This window comes from Clostridium estertheticum (assembly GCF_018861295.1).
Taxonomy (GTDB): Bacteria; Bacillota; Clostridia; order Clostridiales; family Clostridiaceae; genus Clostridium_AD; species Clostridium_AD estertheticum_D.
Genome location: NZ_JAHLDM010000005.1, coordinates 136,697 through 159,774 on the forward strand (window position 1 = coordinate 136,697; position 23,078 = coordinate 159,774).

General features: G+C 31.2%; 19 protein-coding genes, 5 tRNA genes and 1 riboswitch. Of the genes, 22 read left to right on the top strand and 2 right to left on the bottom strand.

Features of this window, described 5'->3' with window-relative positions:
- Window positions 1–10 precede the first annotated feature (10 nt).
- From atpD to mreB, 8 genes are all read left to right on the top strand, one after another.
- A complete protein-coding gene (atpD, locus tag KPL54_RS07440) occupies window positions 11–1,408 on the top strand; it encodes a F0F1 ATP synthase subunit beta (protein WP_216105969.1) in 1,398 nt (465 codons plus the stop codon).
- Between the two features lie 111 nt (window positions 1,409–1,519).
- Window positions 1,520–1,918, top strand: a complete 399-nt coding sequence (locus tag KPL54_RS07445) for a F0F1 ATP synthase subunit epsilon (protein ID WP_216105970.1) — start codon at window positions 1,520–1,522, stop codon at window positions 1,916–1,918.
- A 345-nt stretch (window positions 1,919–2,263) separates the two neighbouring features.
- Complete coding sequence (locus KPL54_RS07450) at window positions 2,264–2,983, top strand: YwmB family TATA-box binding protein (protein ID WP_216105971.1); 720 nt, start codon at window positions 2,264–2,266, stop codon at window positions 2,981–2,983.
- A gap of 37 nt (window positions 2,984–3,020) precedes the next feature.
- Window positions 3,021–4,286, top strand: a complete 1,266-nt coding sequence (gene murA, locus KPL54_RS07455) for a UDP-N-acetylglucosamine 1-carboxyvinyltransferase (protein ID WP_216105972.1) — start codon at window positions 3,021–3,023, stop codon at window positions 4,284–4,286.
- A 233-nt stretch (window positions 4,287–4,519) separates the two neighbouring features.
- Window positions 4,520–5,608 carry a stage II sporulation protein D gene (gene spoIID / locus KPL54_RS07460; RefSeq protein ID WP_216105973.1) on the top strand — a complete coding sequence of 363 codons (1,089 nt, stop codon included), beginning with the start codon at window positions 4,520–4,522 and terminating at the stop codon, window positions 5,606–5,608.
- A 135-nt stretch (window positions 5,609–5,743) separates the two neighbouring features.
- Complete coding sequence (locus KPL54_RS07465; protein WP_216105974.1) at window positions 5,744–6,508, top strand: M23 family metallopeptidase; 765 nt, start codon at window positions 5,744–5,746, stop codon at window positions 6,506–6,508.
- Window positions 6,509–6,631: 123 nt separating this feature from the next.
- The gene (spoIIID, locus tag KPL54_RS07470; protein WP_216105975.1) at window positions 6,632–6,886 is read left to right on the top strand and encodes a sporulation transcriptional regulator SpoIIID; all 255 of its coding nucleotides are present in this window, start codon (window positions 6,632–6,634) and stop codon (window positions 6,884–6,886) included.
- A 125-nt stretch (window positions 6,887–7,011) separates the two neighbouring features.
- Window positions 7,012–8,046: a rod shape-determining protein gene (gene mreB / locus KPL54_RS07475; protein WP_216105976.1), complete on the top strand. Its 1,035-nt coding sequence runs from the start codon at window positions 7,012–7,014 to the stop codon at window positions 8,044–8,046.
- 115 nt (window positions 8,047–8,161) lie between these two features.
- Here the strand turns inward: mreB and yyaC are convergent, their stop codons facing one another.
- Window positions 8,162–8,725 carry a spore protease YyaC gene (gene yyaC / locus KPL54_RS07480; RefSeq protein WP_216105977.1) on the bottom strand — a complete coding sequence of 188 codons (564 nt, stop codon included), beginning with the start codon at window positions 8,723–8,725 and terminating at the stop codon, window positions 8,162–8,164.
- Window positions 8,726–8,889: 164 nt separating this feature from the next.
- Here yyaC and KPL54_RS07485 point away from each other — a divergent pair, with 164 nt between their 5' ends.
- From KPL54_RS07485 to prfB, 13 genes are all read left to right on the top strand, one after another.
- Window positions 8,890–9,489 (top strand): hypothetical protein, encoded by a 600-nt coding sequence (locus KPL54_RS07485; protein WP_216105978.1) that lies wholly within the window; start codon window positions 8,890–8,892, stop codon window positions 9,487–9,489.
- Window positions 9,490–9,685: 196 nt separating this feature from the next.
- A tRNA-Thr gene (locus tag KPL54_RS07490) sits at window positions 9,686–9,760 on the top strand.
- Between the two features lie 5 nt (window positions 9,761–9,765).
- A tRNA-Tyr gene (locus tag KPL54_RS07495) sits at window positions 9,766–9,850 on the top strand.
- Window positions 9,851–9,872: 22 nt separating this feature from the next.
- A tRNA-Val gene (locus KPL54_RS07500) sits at window positions 9,873–9,948 on the top strand.
- 31 nt (window positions 9,949–9,979) lie between these two features.
- A tRNA-Thr gene (locus KPL54_RS07505) sits at window positions 9,980–10,054 on the top strand.
- Between the two features lie 5 nt (window positions 10,055–10,059).
- Window positions 10,060–10,144, top strand: a tRNA-Tyr gene (locus KPL54_RS07510).
- A gap of 108 nt (window positions 10,145–10,252) precedes the next feature.
- Window positions 10,253–10,355: riboswitch (SAM riboswitch) on the top strand.
- 85 nt (window positions 10,356–10,440) lie between these two features.
- Window positions 10,441–11,616, top strand: coding sequence for a methionine adenosyltransferase (gene metK, locus KPL54_RS07515; protein WP_216105979.1), 1,176 nt, complete (start codon window positions 10,441–10,443; stop codon window positions 11,614–11,616).
- Window positions 11,617–11,840: 224 nt separating this feature from the next.
- Window positions 11,841–14,066, top strand: a complete 2,226-nt coding sequence (recD2, locus tag KPL54_RS07520; RefSeq protein ID WP_216105980.1) for an SF1B family DNA helicase RecD2 — start codon at window positions 11,841–11,843, stop codon at window positions 14,064–14,066.
- Between the two features lie 46 nt (window positions 14,067–14,112).
- Window positions 14,113–15,141: a hypothetical protein gene (locus KPL54_RS07525; protein ID WP_216105981.1), complete on the top strand. Its 1,029-nt coding sequence runs from the start codon at window positions 14,113–14,115 to the stop codon at window positions 15,139–15,141.
- The gene (locus KPL54_RS07530) at window positions 15,114–15,794 is read left to right on the top strand and encodes a ComF family protein (RefSeq protein WP_216105982.1); all 681 of its coding nucleotides are present in this window, start codon (window positions 15,114–15,116) and stop codon (window positions 15,792–15,794) included. The genes KPL54_RS07525 and KPL54_RS07530 overlap by 28 nt, the downstream gene beginning before the upstream one ends.
- Before the next feature lie 495 nt (window positions 15,795–16,289).
- Window positions 16,290–16,841 carry a ribosome hibernation-promoting factor, HPF/YfiA family gene (hpf, locus tag KPL54_RS07535; RefSeq protein WP_216105983.1) on the top strand — a complete coding sequence of 184 codons (552 nt, stop codon included), beginning with the start codon at window positions 16,290–16,292 and terminating at the stop codon, window positions 16,839–16,841.
- A 195-nt stretch (window positions 16,842–17,036) separates the two neighbouring features.
- Window positions 17,037–19,535, top strand: a complete 2,499-nt coding sequence (gene secA, locus KPL54_RS07540; RefSeq protein WP_216105984.1) for a preprotein translocase subunit SecA — start codon at window positions 17,037–17,039, stop codon at window positions 19,533–19,535.
- Between the two features lie 94 nt (window positions 19,536–19,629).
- A protein-coding gene (gene prfB / locus KPL54_RS07545; RefSeq protein ID WP_216105985.1) for a peptide chain release factor 2 occupies window positions 19,630–20,737 on the top strand; the annotation gives its coding sequence in 2 pieces (ribosomal slippage) (window positions 19,630–19,707 and window positions 19,709–20,737; 1,107 coding nt in all).
- A gap of 167 nt (window positions 20,738–20,904) precedes the next feature.
- Here the strand turns inward: prfB and dhaS are convergent.
- A complete protein-coding gene (gene dhaS, locus KPL54_RS07550; protein WP_216105986.1) occupies window positions 20,905–21,474 on the bottom strand; it encodes a dihydroxyacetone kinase transcriptional activator DhaS in 570 nt (189 codons plus the stop codon).
- Between the two features lie 347 nt (window positions 21,475–21,821).
- Here dhaS and KPL54_RS07555 point away from each other — a divergent pair, with 347 nt between their 5' ends.
- Window positions 21,822–23,015 (top strand): hypothetical protein, encoded by a 1,194-nt coding sequence (locus KPL54_RS07555; RefSeq protein ID WP_216105987.1) that lies wholly within the window; start codon window positions 21,822–21,824, stop codon window positions 23,013–23,015.
- Window positions 23,016–23,078: the final 63 nt, after the last annotated feature.

The following is a 23,078-nucleotide window of genomic DNA, read 5'->3' on the forward strand; positions in this document are numbered from 1 at the left end:
AGAGAGATTAATGGCAGGACATATAGGCAAAGTCGTTCAAGTAATAGGACCGGTTATAGATATAAAGTTTGACTCAGACAGTCTTCCTAACATTTATAATAGTATTGAAATTCAAATGAAAGATAGAGTAATTGTAGCTGAGGTTGAACAACATATCGGTGATGATATTGTAAGAGCGATAGCTATGGAAGGTACAGAAGGTTTAAGAAGAGGACTAGATGCTATTGATACAGAGCACCCAATAATGGTGCCAGTTGGAGATGTGGTTCTTGGAAGGTTATTTAATGTTCTTGGAAAACCTGTGGATGAAATGGGTGAAGTTAAGGTAGATAAATATATGCCTATTCATAGGTCAGCTCCAACATTTGCAGAACAATCTGTTGAACCAGAAGTGTTTGAAACAGGAATTAAGGTAATAGATCTTATAGCACCATATCAAAAGGGTGGAAAAATTGGCCTTTTGGGTGGTGCAGGAGTTGGTAAAACTGTTCTTATACAAGAACTTATGAATAATATTGCAAAAGAGCATAATGGTCTTTCAGTATTTACTGGTGTTGGTGAGAGAACAAGAGAAGGAAACGATCTTTACAATGAAATGAAGGAGTCAGGAGTTATTTCTAAAACTGCTTTGGTTTTTGGACAAATGAATGAGCCGCCTGGTGCTAGGATGAGAGTTGCGTTAACTGGTCTTACTATGTGCGAAAATTTTAGAGATCAAGGTAAGGATGTACTATTGTTTATAGATAACATTTTTAGATTTACGCAAGCTGGTTCTGAGGTTTCTGCACTACTTGGAAGAATACCAAGTGCGGTTGGTTACCAACCAACACTTGCTACAGAAATGGGACAATTACAAGAGAGAATCACATCTACAAAGCAAGGTTCAATTACATCTGTTCAGGCAGTGTATGTACCAGCAGATGATTTTACAGATCCTGCTCCGGCAACTACATTTACACATCTTGATGCTACTACAGTACTCTCAAGAGGAATAGTTGAACTTGGTATATATCCGGCAGTAGATCCATTAGAATCGACATCAACAATGCTTGATCCTAGAATAGTTGGTAGGGAACATTATGATGTTACAATAGAGGTTAAACATATACTTGAAAGATATAAAGAACTTCAAGATATTATTGCAATACTTGGTATGGATGAATTATCTGAAGAAGATAAATTAGTAGTAACAAGAGCAAGAAAAGTACAAAGATTCTTATCTCAACCATTTACGGTAGCTGAGCAGTTTACTGGAATGAAAGGTAAATTTGTACCAGTAAAAGAAACCGTTAGAGGTTTTAAAGAAATTCTTGAAGGAAAACATGATGAATTACCTGAAGCTGCATTTATGTTTGTTGGTTCTATAGAAGAAGCAGTAGAGAAAGCGAAGACTTTGGCTAATCAATAATGTTTTTTAGATAGCAGTTAGCCATTATGTTACTTATTTTATTTAAGATAACTAGTAAAAATTATTAATTATTCTTTAAGGATATGTACATAGAAAGGTCGGTGTTATTTTATGAAAAATCATATAAAGCTTACTATGATTACTCCTGAGAAGCAGTTTTATAGTGGTGATATTCTGAGCCTTAACACACAGAGTGATGAAGGTGTATTTGGTATTCTTGCGAATCATGTTCCTATGATATCTCAATTAAAACCAACAGTTACAACATTTATACAAGTTGATGGGAAAGAGTTAAAAGCTTTTACATCAACGGGTGTCTTAAGAGTTCTTAAAGGTGAAGTAGAAATGTTATGTAGCGCCTGTGAATGGCCAGAAGATATAGATGTTGAAAGAGCAAACGAGGCTAAAAAAAGAGCAGAAAAAAGATTAAATACTGATGATGAGGTCAGTTTGAAACGAGCTGAGAGTGCTGTTTTAAGGTCGGTTATGAGACTTAAGACAAAAGGGTAGAAACTAAAAAAAATGAAGATATTAATTTATCTTCATTTTTTTATGCTCAAAAATAAACTAAAGTTGATTTAATAATCTAAGTGAGCAGTATTAAATTGTTTTAAGCACATTTTAATTGGAATTTTATATATTAGTAGTATAAAGAAAAGATATATATAAAGTTTGATTAATCCTATATACCCTACCTATATTTTAAATAAAATAGCCCTCTTCACACTTGTGCTGGGGGATAATTTTATTAACAGGATAAAAAAATAAAAACTGATAGTTATAGAATAAAAAGGTAAATTGTTGTCAAGAATTTAATTGTTGCCAGCAATTTAACCAAAGGGTAGGGGGATTAAAATGAGAAAAAAAGGCATAACGCTTTTATGTATAGTATTAAGTATTGCTATTATGCAAATTAATATTAGATTCACTAGTGCACATGAAAATCTTAATTTATTTGATGAAATATTAATCCAAACTAAAAGCAAAACAGTAGAATATGGATTAAAGACATGCTTCGAAACTCAAGAGGAATCGAAAGAGATTTGTAACTATTTAATTTTAGCATTAGATCTTGATAATAAAAAAACAATATTAACTAGAACTGAAAATAAAGATTCCTATAACGTAGATTTTTCAAGTGAGAATGCAAAGGGATATGTAGAGGCTCTGAAATACAAAAATAAGAGTCTTATAACTATAAATATAAGTAACGTAAGTAATGAAGATGGATTAGCATCTCTTAAAAATAAGGTTAATGCTAGCATTGGCTGTAGAGGCAAAAATGTTAAGTATTTTCTATATTTAAAGGCAAAAGTTAAAGAAACTAGTAAAAATGGTGGAGCAAATAATATTAATGTTATTAATCAAAAAATAATAAAAATATTAAAATCTTATGGAACTGAAAATATTGAGACGGTGAATTTAAATAATGGATTAAGTACTATGGCATATACCAGAAAATTTGATGAGAAGGTAATTAATAACAAGTTAATTGATTTTAATTATGCTGTATGTAGTTATTTATCAGGAAAGTACATTATCATAGGTACACCTGAAATAATTACAACTTATTAAAAATTATTAAAAATTATCAATAATATGGAGGAAATGGATGGATAGATTTATTATAAAGGGTGGGAAAAAATTAGAGGGTGAAGTGAATATAAGTGCAGCTAAAAATTCGGTCCTTCCTATACTTGCAGCAACTATATTAAATGGTAATAATTGTACTATTGAAAATACTCCGATGCTTGAAGATGTATTTGTAATTTGTGATGTATTAAAATCTCTTAGAGCTGATATTAGTATAGATAAAATTAATAAAAGGGTTAAAATAAATACTGCTAATATATTTGCTAATGGAGCTAACGATGAATTAGTAAGGAAGATGAGAGCATCTTTCTTAATAATGGGGCCAATGCTTGGAAGATTCGGAAGTTTTAAGATATCTCTACCTGGTGGATGTAATATTGGAACTAGGCCAATTGATCTTCATTTAAAGGGATTATCAGCATTAGGTGCAGAGGTGTCGGTAGGTCATGGATATGTGGAAGCAAAAGCAAGAAAATTAATAGGAAGCAACATATATTTAGATTACCCGTCGGTTGGTGCTACGGAAAATATAATGATGGCGGCAACTCTTGCGCAGGGTGAAACCATAATAGGAAATGCAGCAGAGGAACCAGAAATTGTTGATTTAGCAATATTTTTAAGAGCGATGGGAGCAAAAGTTGATGGAGAAGGAACAGATACTATAAGGATACTAGGAGTAAAAGATTTTAAAGAAGTTGTTCATAAGCCGATATATGACAGGATAGAGGCAGGTACATTTATGATAACTGCTGCAATAACAAAAAGCTTAATTAAAATTAATGGAGTTGACGAGATTCATTCAAAGCCAATAATAGCAAAACTTACAGAAATGGGGGTAGCAATAGAAATCAATAAAAATAGTGTAATAGTGGATGGTAGGCAAAAGTTAAATCCGATAGATTTAAAAACAATGCCGTATCCAGGGTTTCCCACTGATATGCAAGCACAGATGATGAGTTTATTATGTACAGTAAAAGGGACAAGTATAATAACGGAAACCATTTTTGAAAATAGGTTTATGCACGCTGTAGAACTTAAGAGAATGGGAGCAAATATAAAAATAGACGGTAGAAGTGCAGTAATTGAAGGTATAGATACATTTACAGGCTCAGAGGTCACAGCTACAGATTTAAGAGCGGGGGCAGCACTAATACTCGCAGGGCTTACAGCGGAGGGCACAACTACAATAAAGGACATATATCATATTGATAGAGGGTATGTGTCAATTGAAAAGAAATTAAGAGGCTTAGGAGCAGATATAGAAAGAGTGCATTATGATAAGTAATATAAGTTTTGGTGAATTTAAATAAACAACAAGAAATAAAAAAATATAGCATAAAAATTAAAGAATTGGAATATATTAAATAACAATATATTCCGATTTTTTTTATAATGTTATTTAAAAGTGTACAAGTTTTATTACCTAACATAGGCTCAATAGTCCTAAAAAAGTAATAATTTTTATGTTTAATTAATATGTATAGAGTAAAACTTGTTTATAACGAGGGGGAGGAAAAAATGAGAAGAGGTTTTAGTGCAATACATTTAAAGAACATTATTCTATTAATCATTGCGTTTGTTGCGTTTGTAGTTATTACGTCTGTGTTAATAGTGGGGGTTGGAAATAATAAATATATAAATATACAGAGAGATAAAAATAAAAGCACTGTAGTTAAATCAGGAGATAATAAAAGCAATGTGGCTAAATCAGGAGACAATAAAAGTGATATCAAATATGATTTAATGCCAAAAGTTACTAAAATCAGGGTGTTTATGACAAAGGAAAATACTATAAAAGAACTTAATTTAGAAGATTATGTTACTGGAGTCGTAGCATCAGAAATGCCTGTTGAATTTGAGATAGAAGCTATAAAAGCTCAAGCAGTAGCTGCTAGGACGTATGCTTTAGCCCATGTTACTTTATTAGGTGGAGTTGGATGTAAAAATGGAAAAGGAGCTAATGTATGTGATACAGTTCACTGCCAAGTTTATATGACTAAAGATGAACGTGTAAAAGTATGGGGTAGAGTTAGAGGTGAGGAATACTGGAATAAGATTAAGAATGCAGTTGAAGCAACAGCGGGTAAAGTTTTAACATATAATGACAAATTAGTAATGGAGCCATACTATTTTTCTACAAGTAGTGGGGAAACAGAAAATTCTGAGGATGTATTTAGTACGAGTATACCCTATTTAAGGAGTGTAGCAAGCCCGGGTGAGGAAAAATTAAAAAATAGTAAAAGTAGTAAAACTTTTAATTATAAAGAGTTAAGTCAAATTATAAATAAAAATTACGATAATGCTAGGGTATCCTCTTCTAACATTAGAAACCAAATAACAATAATTGATAGAACCCAGGCTGGAAGTGTTAAGAACATTAAGGTAGGAAGCATAACTATGACAGGAAGTAAATTTAGAACAATGCTCGGTTTAAAATCAGCTAATTTTAAAATAAAATTTAATTCAAGTAGTGTAGAAGTGGATTCTAGTGGATATGGTCATGATGTTGGAATGAGTCAATATGGAGCAGAGGTTATGGCTAAAAACGGAAAAAAATATGTTGATATTTTAACTCATTATTATCAAGGCACCTCCGTATCTAAATAAAAAGTCATATAAATTAGGCTGGTTATCCTATATAGAGGTATAACTAGCCTAAAATTTTGAAAAAAAGTAAAATAATTTAATGAAAAATGTATGTTTTATTAAATTATGGACAAAAATACAAATGGAGGTGTTTGTATGAATAAAAACGCAAACAATAAGGCATTAAACTTTTTCAAGAAGGAGGGCTTCTACGTAATTTTATTTGTTTGTTTATGTATAGTAGCTGCAGTGGCATCTATAACAGCAAATAATAAAAGTAAAATTGCAAGCAATCAGGAAGCAGTACAAAAGGAACAAGCGAATGCAGGTAATGTAAATAAAGGGAATCAAAAGGAATACGATGGTGCTCTTCAAGTGAAAAAAGAAAATATAGCTAAGACTAAAGAACTTAAACCAGTGCCTAACATAAAAAGTGTAGCAACTGCTGCAGTTTCTAGCTCAGTTAATGCTCAATTTGCAAATCCAGTGGCTAATGGGCTACTCGCAAGAGCATATTCAAAAGAAATTGATTCAGTAGTCTTCAAGACTGATGGAAGCTATAGAACAAATTTAGGAGTTGATATTCAAGCTAAAACAGGCGAGCCGGTGGTTGCGGCAATGGATGGAATAGTTAAAGAAGTTGGTACTGATGTTGTAGGTCAAAATGGAAATATGGTTGTAATAGATCATCAAAATGGCCTTGTTACTAAATATACTAGCTTAAGTGAAAAAATATTAGTAAAAAAGGGTGATAAAGTAAGTAAAAAACATCAAATTGGTACAGTGGGAAACTCTAGTTTAAATTCATATAAAGAAGTATATGGTTCTCATTTGCATTTTGAAGTTTTGCAAAATAATACGAATATTGATCCTGCTAAATATATAAAATATGATAAATACCAACCCGCAAAAACAAAATAAAAAATAATGACCATCTCAATTAGTTGTTTTTCCGAAATATATGGTCAGATGACTAATTGGAATGGAATTTAAAAGCAAGGTATTGCATATTTATTAATATAGAAGGGTTTAGGAGGTAACACTTTGAAAGACTATATTGAAGACAGAGTATTAGAAGTTGCTAAGTATATTATTGAGTCGAAATCCACAATAAGAAGAACCGCCAAGGTGTTTGGAGTTAGCAAGAGTACTATACACAAGGATATGACGGAGAGATTGCCAACATTAAATCCTAAAATTGCTAGTCAGGCAAAAACAATTTTGGATTTAAATAAAGCTGAAAGACATATTAGAGGTGGAGATGCAACTAGGCTTAAATATAAGGCAATTGAAGGATAAAACATTTCAAACTAAAAACTATAAAAAATATTATTGGAAAAAAAGGATATTTTTATGGCTTTATGTAATAGAGTTTAGTATAATTTAATTATCTAATATACTAAAGAGCAGGAGTGAGTTTTGAGATGTTTTTTTTAAAAATGGGCACGGACATGGGAATTGATTTAGGAACAGCAACAGTACTTGTATATATCAAAGGAAAAGGCGTTATTTTAAAAGAACCTTCTGTTGTTGCCATAGATAGAAATAATAATAGGGTACTAGCAGTTGGAGAAGAAGCTAGGCAAATGATAGGAAGAACGCCAGGAAATATTGTGGCAATACGTCCTATGAGGGACGGTGTTATTTCAGATTATGATATAACTGAAAAAATGTTAAAGCACTTTATAAAGAAGGCTTGTGGTAAAAGAAGATTATCCGCCCCAAGGGTTGTGATTTGTGTCCCTTGTGAGTCAACTGAAGTGGAAAGAAGAGCAGTCGAAGATGCAGCTAGAAATGCAGGAGCTAAAAAAGTTCAACTTATAGAAGAACCTTTAGCGGCAGCGATAGGAGCTGGACTCGACATTAGTAAAGCAAGTGGTAATATGGTTATTGATATTGGTGGAGGGACTACTGATATTGCAGTTATTTCTTTAGGAGGCATGGTCGTACGTGAATCTATTAAAGTAGCTGGAGATAGGTTTGATGAAAATATCATAAAATATATTAGGAAAAAGCACAAATTAATGATTGGAGAGAGAACTGCAGAGGATTTAAAAATCAACATAGGTTGTGCTTATAGACAAGATGAAGAGGAAAGTATGGAGATAAGAGGAAGGGACTTAGTTACAGGTCTTCCGAAAAATCTGGCAGTAACATCCGAGGAAATGAGAGAAGCTTTAAAAGAGGCAGTATCGCAAATAGCGGGATGTGCACATTCAGTGTTAGAAAAAACACCGCCTGAGTTATCGGCGGATATAGCTGATAAAGGTATAATTATGACTGGTGGAGGTTCATTGTTAAAGGGACTCGACAAATTAATACAAGAGGTTACCAAGGTTCCGGTATATTTGGCTGAGGACCCGATATCATGTGTAGCACTCGGAACAGGTAAAGTATTGGATTATGTGGATAAGTTAGGTAATTCATTTGGTGGATATAACAATTATTTATCAAAGTAAAAAGTGTAAACAAGCTATAAAAATAAGCAATACAATTATTTTAATAATTGTATTGCTTATTTTTATATATTTTGAAAAAAAATTAAAAAACTATTAATTATTATAGATAAAGTAATTAGAGCATGTTAATAGGAATTAAATTATTTTGATCAGTGGTAAGTGAATATAAATAATATGAATGTATAAGGGATCTACTTAAAACATTAGCAATTTCCATTACTAAACTAAGTCTTATGTTTCTATTAGTGAATAATTCACTATCATTACTTGAATCTACTATACCAACTAATGAGACATTTCCTACTTTAGGAAGGTTTTTGCCTACACCTTTACCAGGATGAATTGGATAATTCCTAGCTTGGATTTCGCCAATATTTGCAATATCGCCAAGACATGCATCAACACCTATGATAGTACAGTTTGGGTGTTTTGCGTTTATTTCAGATAACTTACTATCTATGTTTAAGGCATGAATCGGATTATCTATAGTGCCATAAACGGGTAATGGAAAGGAGCTATTCTTTAAAAAGGTACCGACTAAAGGTCCAAGGCAATCACCTATACATCTATCGGTACCGATGCAAACGACTAGAGTATTTTTGTCAATATAGTCTTTTAGAAAATTAGAAATTGTATAGTATGCTAAAGGGTCTTTATAATTGGTTTTAGCTTTGCTCAAGAAATATACCTCCTTGCATTTCTGCCTTTGAAAAACAATTCTTATTTATTTTCCTATGAATCATTTATATGAATAAACTCCGAGCATTATTATGATAAAGAATAAAAAAATCATTAATTGGCAAATAATCTATATATATAATAATTATTTGGGGTGATATTGTTATGAAAAGAATTAATTCGTTATTCATTATTATATTCTCTACTTTAATAAGTGTGCTTAGCATGGTTTCATATCATTACTATGTTAATAATTTGCATAAACCTGAAGTGGCTGAGTATACAAAAAAATCTAATTCAAGAACAGTTAATAATGATGTGGCTAAAGTGCTTATAAAGCACGACATGCAGGATAAAAAATTGAGTAGTAATTATAAAAACGAAGAAGAAAAGGTGAGCGGTAGTAGCTCAAATATGATTTCACCAGATAAAGATACTAAAAAAAATGAGGAGGAGAAGGATAGTCTAGAAAATTATTATAATTATATAGAAAAAAATGAAAAAGCAGTCTTTAAAGTATCCGCATCAAAAATAAAAGAAAATTTAACTGCTTCTGATAAAATCAAGTTATTATATGTAAGCATGAAGTTAGATAAAGAGGAGTATAAGAAAGTGCAGGAATATTTATATTCTAAAGATGCTGAGGGGGGTGTTCTTAAAGCACTTAAATTATTGAAAAAGGATTTATCAGAAAAAGAGTATGACAAAGTTCGAAAAGTAGCTGGAAGGTTTATAGATATGAACTTGGCAGAAGAACTGGATTAACTATATTTAGGAAAAATATATAAGAAAACTCTTAAATAATAAAAAGTTGTATTAGCGTTTAATACTGAGTAAATATGAGAATGATATAGTAATGTAGAGAAGAAGTCGTTTATTTAAGAAAAATAAATTTGAAATTTGTTATTTTAAGTTGTATAATAATCCTTGTCGACACGGTAAAGCGATATATTCATAATGTGCTGGCATGGCTCAACGGTAGAGCAGCTGACTTGTAATCAGCAGGTTGTAGGTTCAATTCCTATTGCCAGCTCCACATATGGAGGAGTTCCCGAGTGGCCAAAGGGGGCAGACTGTAAATCTGTTACGTAATGTTTCGATGGTTCGAATCCATCCTCCTCCACCATTTATCGTGTTTATTTAATTCTGGGAGCATAGCTCAGCTGGGAGAGCATCTGCCTTACAAGCAGAGGGTCACAGGTTCGAACCCTGTTGTTCCCACCATAACAATTTTTTTATAATCGAATAACTATATGCTAGCATGGCTCAACGGTAGAGCAGCTGACTTGTAATCAGCAGGTTGTAGGTTCAATTCCTATTGCTAGCTCCATATATGGAGGAGTTCCCGAGTGGCCAAAGGGGGCAGACTGTAAATCTGTTACGTAATGTTTCGATGGTTCGAATCCATCCTCCTCCACCAAAAGACATCAATAGATGTCTTTTTTTACTTATTTAATTTAAAAACCATTAAGCTATGTTGACACTGATGATTGCATGTGGTAGTATAGTGAAAACTTAATATTGATAACTCTTATCAAGAGAGGTGGAGGGAAAAAGGCCCTATGAAACCCGGCAACCGGTGCTATGCACCATGGTGCCAATTCCTGCAGTTATAATCTGCAAGATAAGAAAGATGGATAAAACACCTCTTCTTATTTTTGGAAGGGGTTTTATTTTTATAAAAATTATTATTTAGCATTAGAAAGGAGAATTAATATGAAAAGATTATTCACATCAGAATCAGTTACAGAAGGACATCCAGATAAAATTTGTGACCAAATTTCAGATGCTGTACTTGATGCTATATTAGAACAAGATCCTTACGCTAGAGTTGCTTGTGAAACTGCAGTTACTACTGGAATGGTATTGGTTATGGGAGAGATAACAACTAATTGTTATGTAGATGTTCCTAAAGTTGTTAGAAATACTATTGAAGGTATAGGGTATACTAGAGCAAAATATGGTTTCGATGCTAGTACATGCGCAGTAATTACATCTATTAATGAACAATCATCAGATATAGCTATGGGTGTCGATGAAGATTTAGAGTCTAAGGAAGGCCGTACATCAAAAGTTGATTCAATAGGTGCTGGAGATCAAGGTATGATGTTTGGGTTTGCAACTAATGAGACACCAGAGTATATGCCTCTTCCAATTTCTATGGCACATAGATTAGCAAGAAGACTAAGTGAAGCAAGGAAAGATGGTACATTAAAATACTTGAGACCAGATGGAAAAACTCAAGTTACTGTAGAGTATGAAGACAATAAACCAGTGAGAATAGATACTATTGTTATTTCAACTCAACATGGAAAAGAAGCAACTCATGATCAAATTGAAAAAGATTTAATAGAAAACGTAATAAAACCAATAGTTCCAAGTGAATTATTAGATGAAAATACGAAATATTATATAAATCCTACAGGTAGATTTGTAATCGGAGGACCTCAAGGTGATTCTGGTTTAACAGGAAGAAAAATAATAGTTGATACTTATGGAGGGTCTGGTAGACATGGTGGTGGATGTTTCTCAGGAAAAGATCCAACGAAAGTTGATAGATCAGCTGCATATGCTGCAAGATGGGTTGCTAAAAATTTAGTAGCTGCAGGGGTTTCAGATAAATTAGAAATTCAATTAGCTTACGCTATAGGCGTAGCTAAGCCAGTATCTATAGGCGCAGAAACTTTTGGAACAGGAAAAATTTCTGACGATAAAATAGTTGCAATAATTGAAAAAGTATTTGATTTAAGACCAGCTGTTATTATAAGAGAATTAGATCTTAGAAAACCTATTTATAAACAAGTAGCAGCTTATGGACATTTTGGAAGAAATGATCTGGATTTAAGTTGGGAAAAATTAAATAAGGTTGATGAAATAAAAAAATATTTATAATATAAGTAAAAAAGGATGACAATTAATAATTGTTATCCTTTTTTACTTATATTATTATTAATTTTAAAGTGAAATAATTATAAAATCATATTTATTATACAGTTTATGGATTATTAATTAGAATTTTGATAAAACTTAAGATAGAGGTATACTATTGATAAAAGTTGTATAACACATATGATATAATAATATTATTATATAAATTTATAAATAGGGGAGATTTTATGTCAGAAATACAAGGAACAATCGAAGATATAGTATTTCATAATGAAGACAATGGATATATAATTGCTCATTTAAATGATAATAAAAAACAAATAACCGTGGTTGGCGTTGTGCCATATATAAGTGAAGGGCAAAATCTGAAGTTAACTGGAGAGTGGGTTAATCATCCTCAATTTGGGAAACAATTTAAGATAGTCCAGTGTGAGGAAATTATACCTAGTTCACTTATGGGTATAGAAAAATATTTATCTTCAGGAGTTATTCAGGGAATTGGACCTGTAACTGCTAAAAAAATTGTACAGCGCTTTGGCGAAGATACTATGAATATATTAGATAATGAGATAGAGAAATTAAAAGAAATTGATGGTATAGGACAAAAAAAGATTCAATTAATATTTGAATCTTACGCAAAGCAACGGGAAGTAAAAAATATTATGATATTTCTTCAAACATATGGAGTAACACCTAGCCAATGTGTAAAAATATATAAAAAGTATGGAGCAGAATCGATAAAAGTAGTTCAAGATAATCCTTATGTACTAACTGAAACTATTTCTGGTGTAGGATTTAAAATTGCAGATAAGATAGCGCGAAGTTTAGGGATTGATAAAGAATCACCTTTTAGAATACAAAGTGGGATTAATTATGTGGTTAATGAATTTTGTGCTATGGGAAACACCTATATGCCACTTTTAAAATTGTATAAGCAATCTAAAAACATTCTTGGGGTTACTGATGAAGAAATTGAGAAAAATATTTATGATAATGTATTGAATGGGAAACTTAAAATCGAGAATATAGATGAAGAAGACTGCGTTTTTACTATGCCTTTTTATTATTGTGAATTAAGTATAACTAAAAAAATAATAACCTTATCTATAGAAGAGTATGAAGAATTAGAAATAGATATAGAAGAGAAAATTAATGATTTTGAGAAAGAAAAAAGCATACAATTTGCGACTTCTCAAAGGAGTGCAATCTGCGGGGCTATGGAAAATAGTATTGAAATTATAACAGGAGGGCCAGGTACAGGTAAAACAACTATAATCAATTGCATTATAGAAATGTTTGAAAAAGCGGGACTTAAAGTGTATATGGCTGCACCTACAGGACGCGCTGCGAAAAGGATGACTGAAGCTACTGGACGGGTCGCGAAAACAATACATAGACTGCTAGAACTTGGGATAGGTGGAGATGACAGTTCGCAGTTTACTAAAAGCGAGGAATCTCCACTTGAGTGTGATGTATTAATTGTTGATGAAGCATCTATGATAGACATAATGCTTATGAATAGTTTGTTAAATGCGATTACAATAGGGACGAGACTTATAATAGTTGGTGATGTTGATCAGTTACCATCAGTTGGACCGGGTAATGTTCTCAGAGACCTTATTGATAGCAAAAGTGTTAAGGTGGTTAAACTTAAGGAGATTTTTAGGCAAGCGCAGGAAAGTATGATTATTGTGAATGCCCATAAGATTAATAATGGTGAAATGCCTATTCTAAATAAAAGGGGTAAAGATTTTTATTTTATTGAAAACAATGAACCAGAGAAAATTTTAAATAACATAATAGCCTTAATAAATACAAGACTTCCTAATTTCAACAAAGAATGGGATAAAATGAAGAACATTCAAATATTATCACCCATGAGGAAAGGCATACTGGGCATAGAAAATTTAAATATCGAGCTTCAGAAAATATTAAATCCTAAAATTAAAGGTAAAAAAGAAAAAGAATTTAGAAACACCATATTTAGGGTTGGTGACAAGGTTATGCAAATAAAAAATAATTACTCTATGAAGTGGCATAAAATGAATGCAAAAGCAGAAGATGGCACTGGAATATTTAATGGGGATGTAGGGTATGTAGAAGATATTAATGAGGATAATGAGAATGTTGTTGTCATTTTCGATGACGATAAGCGTGTAGAGTATGAGGGCGTAAATTTAGATGAACTAATGCTTGCTTATGCTATAACGATACATAAGAGTCAAGGAAGTGAGTTTGAAGTTGTAATTATGCCTATGTTCATGGGACCACCACTTTTAATGAATAGAAATTTGCTCTATACAGGTATAACTAGAGCTAAAAACATGGTTGTTTTAGTGGGAGAGAGAAAAGCTATTAGTTTCATGAAAGACAATAACAGAAGTTTCGAGAGATATTCTGCGCTAGGCTTTAGAATAAAACAAATAGTAGATGCAAATCTGAGTCTAGATTAATATTACGACGCCCCAGGTGATTATTTAATTATAAAGGAGATTTTACATGGTTTACTACGCAAAATTAAACCTTAGTAAGGAAAAAGATGAAATTAGTAATGGGATTTTTAAAGCTTATATAAATGGTGAAAATAATATTGATATTGTATCTGTATTTTACAATTCCTCTGATATATTCTTAAAAACGATAGTAACATATGCAAACGAAAACAAAAACATATTATATATAACTAATGAAGATGAACGTAACATTGATATTCTTTATTATATTAATAAATTTAGCAATCTAGGTCAATATGTGTATTCATCTACAACAAATTATAGGAGTGAAGGTGGGTATTTATACATATGCAGTCATGAGAATGCATTAAAACTACAAGAAAAATTTGATTTGGTTATTTATAATGATATTAGGAGTTTCCCAAAGTTTAATAAAGAGCAAATAAAAAATATATTACTGAAAATGCGAATCATAGGCGGTTTAGCTATAGCATACTGTGTAGAAAATGTTTTAAGTGAGGATAATACAATTATGTTTCCGATAAAAAATGCTAATATCCCAATTATTGAGCCTAGGATTATAACTACTAGAATTAATCTTAGTCTGGATATACCTTTAGTAGTTTATGAATATTTAAATTGGTCAATAATATCTAACAGAAAGGTAATAATATTTGTGCCGGACTCACAAAAGGCTATGTCAGTATTCGCGTATCTTAGTAATTTTAAAAAAAAGTTAAGTGAAAATATAGTCTTATTTATTAAAAGTAGAAGCGATGATAATACTAAAGTAAACTTTATGAATAAAGATAAGGGAATACTCGTAACAAATGACTTTGAAGAAAACTATTTAGAATTCCATTCGATTGATGTTATAGTTTACTTTGCTGATAACGTGAAATTTGACTATAAACAATTGTTTTTTTTATCAAGCAAAGTTGGAAGATTTGAGAATATACAAAGGGGCGAAGCTATATTTTTAGCTAATGCCCAAACTGTTCAAATGGATAAAGCTAAAAGTATGGCTAGTAAATTTAATGAGAAAGCGTGGGAAAGAGGATTATTAAATATATAAAAAAGATACTTTACTGTTTAGTTCAAGTTATATATTCTGGCGATGAATCATGCGTAATATGTAGCGGATATAGTGAAGAAAGTGAAGCGTTGTGCACTGTATGTAGAAAAAAACTAAGACGCTCCGAGGAAAGCTTTTATATAGGCAGTAGTGAAGAAGAATACATTGCAAGGTCAGTGTTTTATTATTCGAGTATTGTTAAAGAACTAATTATTAGACTCAAATATAAAAATGATTTTATATGTGGAGAAATTTTGGCTAAATATATGCTGGAATCTGTTAAAAATAATTATTTGGAGTTTGATTTAATATCTTATGTACCTATGACTAAAAAAGCTCTAAAAAATAGAGGATATAATCAAAGTGAGTTTTTGGCAAAATACTTATCGCAATTTTTAAGTATACCAGTTATATGCGATTTGGTTAAAACGGAAGATACTAAAGATCAAATAGGTCTAAGTGGAGATCAAAGGTGGGACAATATGAAAAAATGCTTTGAAATTAAAGAGAGCGAGTTTATAAAAAATAAAAATATTTTACTTGTAGATGATGTTATAACCACTGGAGCTACAGCATTTCATTGCGCACATATGCTAAAAGAGAACGGAGCGAATAATATTTTTATATTGACTATAGCCAAAAGTAATGTATAATACTGATTGTAGTAAGTTAGGTTTGTGGTTGAAAGTCGAGGCCAGTCGCAGGCAAAACGATCCACGTAAGTTAAACAAAGTTTAGTGAGCATGGTGCGGCTTAGAGGTTAGTCCTGCCGTTTTAACGAGCGAGAGTGTTAGTAGTGAGAAGGTAATTCTGGGTAGCAAAAGCTCCAGCAGGCGAGTGTGGGGGCAAAGACCAGGTCAACTAACTTACTATATAAAAACTCCTAATATTATATTAGGAGTTTTTATATTTTTGTTCGTGTAAACGATTGAAGCACAAAAAACAATTATAGTAAATTAACAATTAACATAAAGAAATAGGGTAATAATTAGGAATATTAAGGGATTGTCACTTAAATTGCTTTAATATTACGTAAATTCTGAATTTATGGTTGCTATTTAGCATTAAGTGTAATAGAATTGAGATACAAAACATATAGCATGATTAAATATAAAACGTTATGTGGATATTAGAAAGGGGTTGTACGTATGAAAATTAAAGTGATAGGAAAAAACATGGAAGTAACAGAAGCATTAAGAAATATGATAGACAAGAAAGTATCTAGATTAGATAAGTATTTTAATCCGGATGTGGAAGCTCAGACAACCATGAGTGTCCATAAGAACAGACATACTATAGAAATTACAATACCTTTTAATGGAGTTGTTTTGAGATCAGAAGAAGTAAATGATGATATGTATACGTCATTAGATCTTGTTGTTGACAAATTAGAGAGACAAATTAGAAAAAATAAAACGAAATTAGAAAAAAGAAACAAAGGAACATCCCTTAAATTTCAGGGTATACCTCAATATGATAATAGTGAAGATAATGGTCTAGAACCTAAAATAGTAAAAACAAAGAAATTTGCATTTAAACCAATGTCTGCAGAAGAAGCAGTGCTTCAAATGGAGTTAGTTGGACATAGTTTCTTTGTATATATGAGTGATGGTAGTACAGAAGTAAATGGTAATTCAGAAGTGAATGTAGTATATAAAAGAAAAGATGGAAATTATGGGTTGATAGAACCACAGTTTTAAAATTTAAAGGATTAAAGTAATCATGTTTACTTTAATCCTTTTTTAGCTTTAACTTTAAAAGTTAAAATTAAAATTAAAAATAAAAAATTAATAGAAAGTATACAATTGTATAAGTTGAATAGAATTAAATTAAGTGTTATACTTTACAAGTGTATATTTTGGAAGTATTAAAAAGAATAGTGAGGATGAAAAAATATGAGTTTAATTAAAAAATTATTTGGTAGTTATAGTGATAGAGAAATAAAAAGAATAACTTCAACAGTAGATAAAATAGAAGCATTAGATTCAATGATGACTAACTTAAGTGATGAAGAACTTAAAGCGAAAACAGAAGAATTTAAGACTAGTTTAAGTAATGGAAAGACATTAGAAGATATTTTGCCTGAAGCATTTGCAGTAGTTAGGGAAGCTTCATGGAGAGTTCTTAAAATGAAGCATTTTAGAGTGCAACTAATTGGTGGAATAATACTTCACCAAGGAAGAATAACAGAAATGAAAACTGGTGAAGGAAAGACTCTTGTGGCTACGCTTCCATCATATTTGAATGCCCTAGAAGGAAAAGGTGTTCACGTAATTACAGTTAATGATTATCTTGCAAAAAGAGATAAAGAAGAGATGGGTAGAATACATGAGTTTTTGGGTCTTACAGTGGGCGTAATTATTCATGATATAGATCAAAATCAAAGGCAAGCGGCTTATAATGCAGATATAACATATGGCACAAATAATGAATTCGGATTTGATTATCTAAGAGATAATATGGTTGTTTATAAAGAAGAAAGAGTTCAAAGGAAATTAAACTTTGTAATAGTGGATGAGGTTGACTCTATATTAATAGATGAAGCTAGAACACCACTTATAATATCTGGAGAAGGAGAAAAATCTACAGACTTTTATAAAGTGGCAGATCATTTTGTAAAGACATTAGTAAAAGAAGAAGATTACACTATAGATGAAAAAGCCAGTGCTGTTATAATGTCTGATGAAGGTATAGATAAGGCTGAAAAGTTTTTCAGTTTAGATAACTATGCTGACGCAGCAAACATGAATATACAGCATCACGTAGTTCAAGCTTTGAAAGCAAACTATATTATGAGAAAAGATAAAGATTATATGGAAAAAGATGGAGAAGTAGTTATTGTAGATGAATTTACTGGAAGACTTATGGAAGGTAGAAGATATAGTGATGGACTTCACCAAGCGATTGAAGCAAAAGAGGGCGTAAAAATCGAGAAAGAGTCAAAAACTCTTGCAACAATTACTTTTCAAAACTATTTTAGAATGTATTCTAAAATAGCAGGTATGACTGGTACTGCGCTTACAGAAGAAAATGAGTTTAGAGAAATATATGGACTTGATGTACTAGTAATACCTACAAATAAGCCTTTAGCAAGAATCGATAATGCAGATTTAGTTTTTAAGACTGTAAGAGGAAAGTATAAGGCTATAATAGATGAAATAGTTGAAACTCATAAGATAAATCAACCTGTACTTGTAGGTACTGTAAGTATAGAAAAATCAGAATTATTATCTGAGATGCTTAAGAGAAAAGGGGTTCCTCATCAAGTACTTAATGCTAAATACCATGAAAAAGAAGCGGAAATAATAGCTCATGCAGGGTCACTTGGTATGGTTACTATAGCAACTAATATGGCAGGGCGTGGTACGGACATTAAACTTTTCGATGGCGTTATTGAAGTTGGTGGACTTAAGATAATTGGAACTGAAAGACATGAATCTAGGCGTATTGATAATCAACTTAGAGGTCGTGCTGGTCGTCAAGGAGATCCAGGAAGTACAAGATTTTACATATCACTAGAAGATGACTTGATGAGAATATTTGGTTCAGAAAGACTTCAGGGTGTTGTAGGAAAATTAGGATTAACTGATGAAGATGCTATTGAAAGCAAAATGGTAAGTGGGGCTATAGAAAGCGCTCAAAAGAAGGTTGAAGGAAATAACTTTGATATAAGAAAAAATGTTGTTCAATATGATGATGTAATGAACCAACAGAGAGAAATAATTTATAAACAAAGAACGGAAGTTCTTCAAGGTGAAGATACTAAAGAGCAAATTGAAGATATGATAAAAGATATTATTTTTACCACAGTTGATTCGCATATTACTGATGTTGAAGAAGAACTTGATGAAGAACTTGCAAAATTAATTAGCTATTTTGAGGAAATATTTCTTCCAAAAGATATGGTTACAGTAGATGAACTTGGTAAATTAACTAATGAAGAAATCAAGGAAAAACTCTTAGAAATTGCTCAGAGAATTTATACTCAAAGGGGAGAAGATTTTGCTGATGAACAAATAAGAGAAGTTGAAAGAGTTATTCTTTTAAGAGTAGTAGATAGTAAATGGATGGATCATATTGATGATATGGAACATTTAAAGCAAGGTATTGGACTTAGAGCTTATAAGCAGCAAGATCCAACACAAGCGTACCAAATGGAAGGTAGCGACATGTTTGCTGAAATGATATATAACATAAAGACAGAAACTATTAAATACTTATTCCATGTTCAAATAGAAAGAGCACCAGAGAGAGAAATGGTTGCACAAATAACATCAACTAATCATGATGATTCTGTTAAACAAGAACCAACTATAAAAGAATCTAAAACAGGAAGAAATGATGAATGTCCTTGTGGTTCAGGAAAAAAATATAAAAACTGTTGTGGCAGATAATAGTTATAACACGATGATTTAATTAGAAGTTAAAAAAGAGGCATACAATTTACGTTGCATGCCTCTTTTTAATATAATAAAAGAGGTGTTAATATTGGTAATATTAGTTGAAGAAATATTAGGTGATTTAAACATATTAAAGGGCAATGTCGAAGAAATAAGGGTGTCTCTTTGACGTAACATCTATGGAAAAAGAGCTAAAAGAATACGAATTTAAAATGCAGGAACCCAGTTTTTGGGAAGATATTACAAAAGCTCAACAAATTACTAAGTTAGCTAAGGGAATTAAGGATAGAATTGATAGATTTAATCTATTGATTAGTAAGATAGAAGACTTAGAAATGTTAACGCAGTTAAGCTCTGATGAAGAAGATGATTCCTCTTTAGAAGAAATAAAAGTTGAACTTAAAGATTTAGCCCATATTGCTGATCAGTTTAGGTTAGAAATTTTATTGTCTGGAAAATATGATAAAAATAATGCTATTTTAACACTTCATACCGGTGCAGGCGGAAGTGATGCTCAAGATTGGACAGAAATGCTTTATAGAATGTACTCAAGATGGTGCGAAAAAAAAGGATATAAAGTTGAAGTTTTAGATTATCAAGCATCGGATGAGGCAGGCATTAAAGCAGTCACATTAAAAATAACGGGAGAGTATGCCTACGGATATTTAATGGCTGAAAAGGGCGTGCACAGACTAGTAAGAATTTCGCCTTTTAATGCAAATGGCAAGAGGCAAACTTCATTTGCATCTTGTGAAGTGCTTCCTGAACTTACTGAGGATCAAGATATTGATATAAAGCCTGATGACCTTAGAATAGACACATATAGGTCCGGAGGTGCAGGAGGTCAACATGTAAACAAAACTGACTCAGCTATAAGGATTACGCATATTCCTACGGGTATTGTAGTGCAATGTCAGAATGAGCGAAGCCAGCATAGCAATAGACAAACTGCAATGAAGATGCTTATGGCAAAACTCTTGATTTTAAAGGAAAGAGAGAAAAAGGATAGGATAGAAGACTTAGCCGGAGACTTGAAAGAGAATGGTTGGGGAAGTCAAATTAGATCATATGTTTTTCATCCATATAGTATGGTTAAGGATCATAGAACTAATATAGAAGTAGGAAATGTAGATGCAGTTATGGATGGCGATATTGATGTTTTTATTGAAGAGTATTTAAGACAAAGTAATAAATAACATATTTTCGATGGATAATAGAAAAAGATAGTTATAAAAGAAAAGCAGTAGAATATTTAAAATATTCTACTGCTTTTCTTTTATATAGGAAACTATATTTTTGTATTATAAAAGGTTGTGTCAAAATAATTTGATTCAACCTTTTTTTATCTATAAAGTGTTTATGTTTATAGGCATGAAATAGTATATCTAGTTAGAGCGCCTAACATACTTCCTTCGACTACCTCGTTTAATTTATTTACCATTACCTTTGGAGGTTCCTTCATACTATTTTTTATCCACTGTACTGTTATACCTACAAAAGCATGAGTGTAAAAATCTGCAATAAAACTTTTATCAGTAGTTGAAACTTTTATGCCAGAGGAAACATCGTTTACTACTCCCATAATAAGATCATAGGTTTCTTTAAAAAGATACCCATCAAATGCATTTTGACCAGGAGTATTAAGAGCATTAGTATAAAAGGATTTATTGTTCATTAAATATGTTAAAGTTTTATACATGGCATCAGTCCAATGTTCATAGTTTGTGCCACCGGCTAAGTTTTCTATGGCTTCAGTATAATAAATCCAGTTTACAAGATCGAATTTATCTTTGAAATGATAATAAAAGGTTTGTCTGTTAACGCCACAATTATCTGCAATTTGACGAATTGAAATTTTTGCGAGTGGTATTGTCTCCATTAATTTCTTAATTGATAGAGCAAGAGCTTTTTTAGTTATTTGGGATCCCGACATTAGTATCACCTACAAACATATGAATTAATAAAAGCAAATAATAATATTAACTTTTACTAACTTTATTATAACAAAAGGAATACGTGCATTCAAGAAAAAAGATAAGTACATGTTTTTAGACTATTGATATGCTATTTTGATATCATTTACATAATAAACAATAATTTATTTTTCGACAAAAATTGTTTTAAATTAAATTTGTAAAAATAAAATTAGATAACAATGTAAAAAATAAATGAAAATATTTACTTTTAACATTAATATAAGAAAAAATGAATAAAATGTTGAAATATATATAAATGTGGTATATAGTGAAATTATTAAAAAAATTTAGGGAGGTACAATACATGACAAAATTAAAATCAAGGGTTTATTCCTTTATAGTGAGCATATCTATGTTAGTTTTTATATTACCAACTTCTGCGGTGAGCGCTCAAACACTACAAGCAAAAACACTTTCAGATGCATTAACAAAGACAAGTATGGCAACATCATCGGAAAGTAATGGAAAACTAAGTCTTAAATTAAATGGTGAAGGACTTTCAAAAAGTGAACAACAACAATTTACACAAGTAAGTAAAATGTTGAATAATTTACAAGTAGTTTTCAATTCGAAAACAGCTGCAAGCAAAGATGGTAAAGTCTCGAAACAATATATTAAAACAATAGCAAATGTAGGAGGAACTCCTTACAACGGTGAGGTATGGAGTGACATGAACGTAAATGGTAAAAATGTCGTAGCCAAGGAAATTGTAAAATCACCACAATTATTTAAAATGATTTCTCAATCTAAAAACATAAATAAATACATGATTATGGATTTCCCTCAAGGAGAAAATGGTAGTATTGATTTTAAGAAAATGATGAGTGGAAACAAGGAATTACAAAAATTGATTTTAACTATTACTCAAAAGTATTCATCACAATTAAATTTAAAAGGTGTTGTAACTAAGGATGGTAATGTATATAAAGTTAAAATTGATGATGCTAAGTTCAAAGAAATTATAAGAAAAGTAGTTAACATAACTGCAGAAAATAAAGAAATACAGGGTCTTATAAAAAATTATGTGGTTACATCAATGAAGAATAGTGGAGCGTCAACTAAAGATATTAACAATACAAAAATTCAAATGGAACAGATGTTTACTAAACTTCAATCACAAAAGTTCTTAGATGCATTTAATAAAAACATGGACAAACTTGATAATATTAAGATACTTGGAAATAAAGGAATTGAAATTGCATATACAATAGATAAAAATGGATATGTAATAGGTACAAAAGGTAACATAGAAATTGTTATAGATGCAGCGAAGTTAGAGAAAGCCTTTGGTAAATCAACAGGTCAAAGTGCATTGAAGGGTATATATACAGCAGATATAAAATTTGAAGTAAATAACAAAAATATTAATAAAAAGGTTAATGTTAAGTTACCAAAAATCACTGCGAAAAATTCATTTAATTATACTGAACTAATTAATGGTACACAACAAACACAAAAAGTAGAAGCACCTAATGAAGTTATAAAAAGTTCTAAATAGTTGTAATGAAACCAAGTTTAAAAGGAAATGCAAATAAAAATCGTCTCACTTTTTAAAAGTGAG

Coding starts and splice junctions, on each gene's coding strand:
- atpD (WP_216105969.1), top strand. CDS start 11: ATGGCAGGACATATAGGCAAAGTCGTTCAAGTAATAGGACCGGTTATA.
- KPL54_RS07445 (WP_216105970.1), top strand. CDS start 1,520: ATGAAAAATCATATAAAGCTTACTATGATTACTCCTGAGAAGCAGTTT.
- KPL54_RS07450 (WP_216105971.1), top strand. CDS start 2,264: ATGAGAAAAAAAGGCATAACGCTTTTATGTATAGTATTAAGTATTGCT.
- murA (WP_216105972.1), top strand. CDS start 3,021: ATGGATAGATTTATTATAAAGGGTGGGAAAAAATTAGAGGGTGAAGTG.
- spoIID (WP_216105973.1), top strand. CDS start 4,520: ATGAGAAGAGGTTTTAGTGCAATACATTTAAAGAACATTATTCTATTA.
- KPL54_RS07465 (WP_216105974.1), top strand. CDS start 5,744: ATGAATAAAAACGCAAACAATAAGGCATTAAACTTTTTCAAGAAGGAG.
- mreB (WP_216105976.1), top strand. CDS start 7,012: ATGTTTTTTTTAAAAATGGGCACGGACATGGGAATTGATTTAGGAACA.
- KPL54_RS07485 (WP_216105978.1), top strand. CDS start 8,890: ATGAAAAGAATTAATTCGTTATTCATTATTATATTCTCTACTTTAATA.
- metK (WP_216105979.1), top strand. CDS start 10,441: ATGAAAAGATTATTCACATCAGAATCAGTTACAGAAGGACATCCAGAT.
- recD2 (WP_216105980.1), top strand. CDS start 11,841: ATGTCAGAAATACAAGGAACAATCGAAGATATAGTATTTCATAATGAA.
- KPL54_RS07525 (WP_216105981.1), top strand. CDS start 14,113: ATGGTTTACTACGCAAAATTAAACCTTAGTAAGGAAAAAGATGAAATT.
- hpf (WP_216105983.1), top strand. CDS start 16,290: ATGAAAATTAAAGTGATAGGAAAAAACATGGAAGTAACAGAAGCATTA.
- secA (WP_216105984.1), top strand. CDS start 17,037: ATGAGTTTAATTAAAAAATTATTTGGTAGTTATAGTGATAGAGAAATA.
- dhaS (WP_216105986.1), bottom strand. CDS start 21,474: ATGTCGGGATCCCAAATAACTAAAAAAGCTCTTGCTCTATCAATTAAG.
- KPL54_RS07555 (WP_216105987.1), top strand. CDS start 21,822: ATGACAAAATTAAAATCAAGGGTTTATTCCTTTATAGTGAGCATATCT.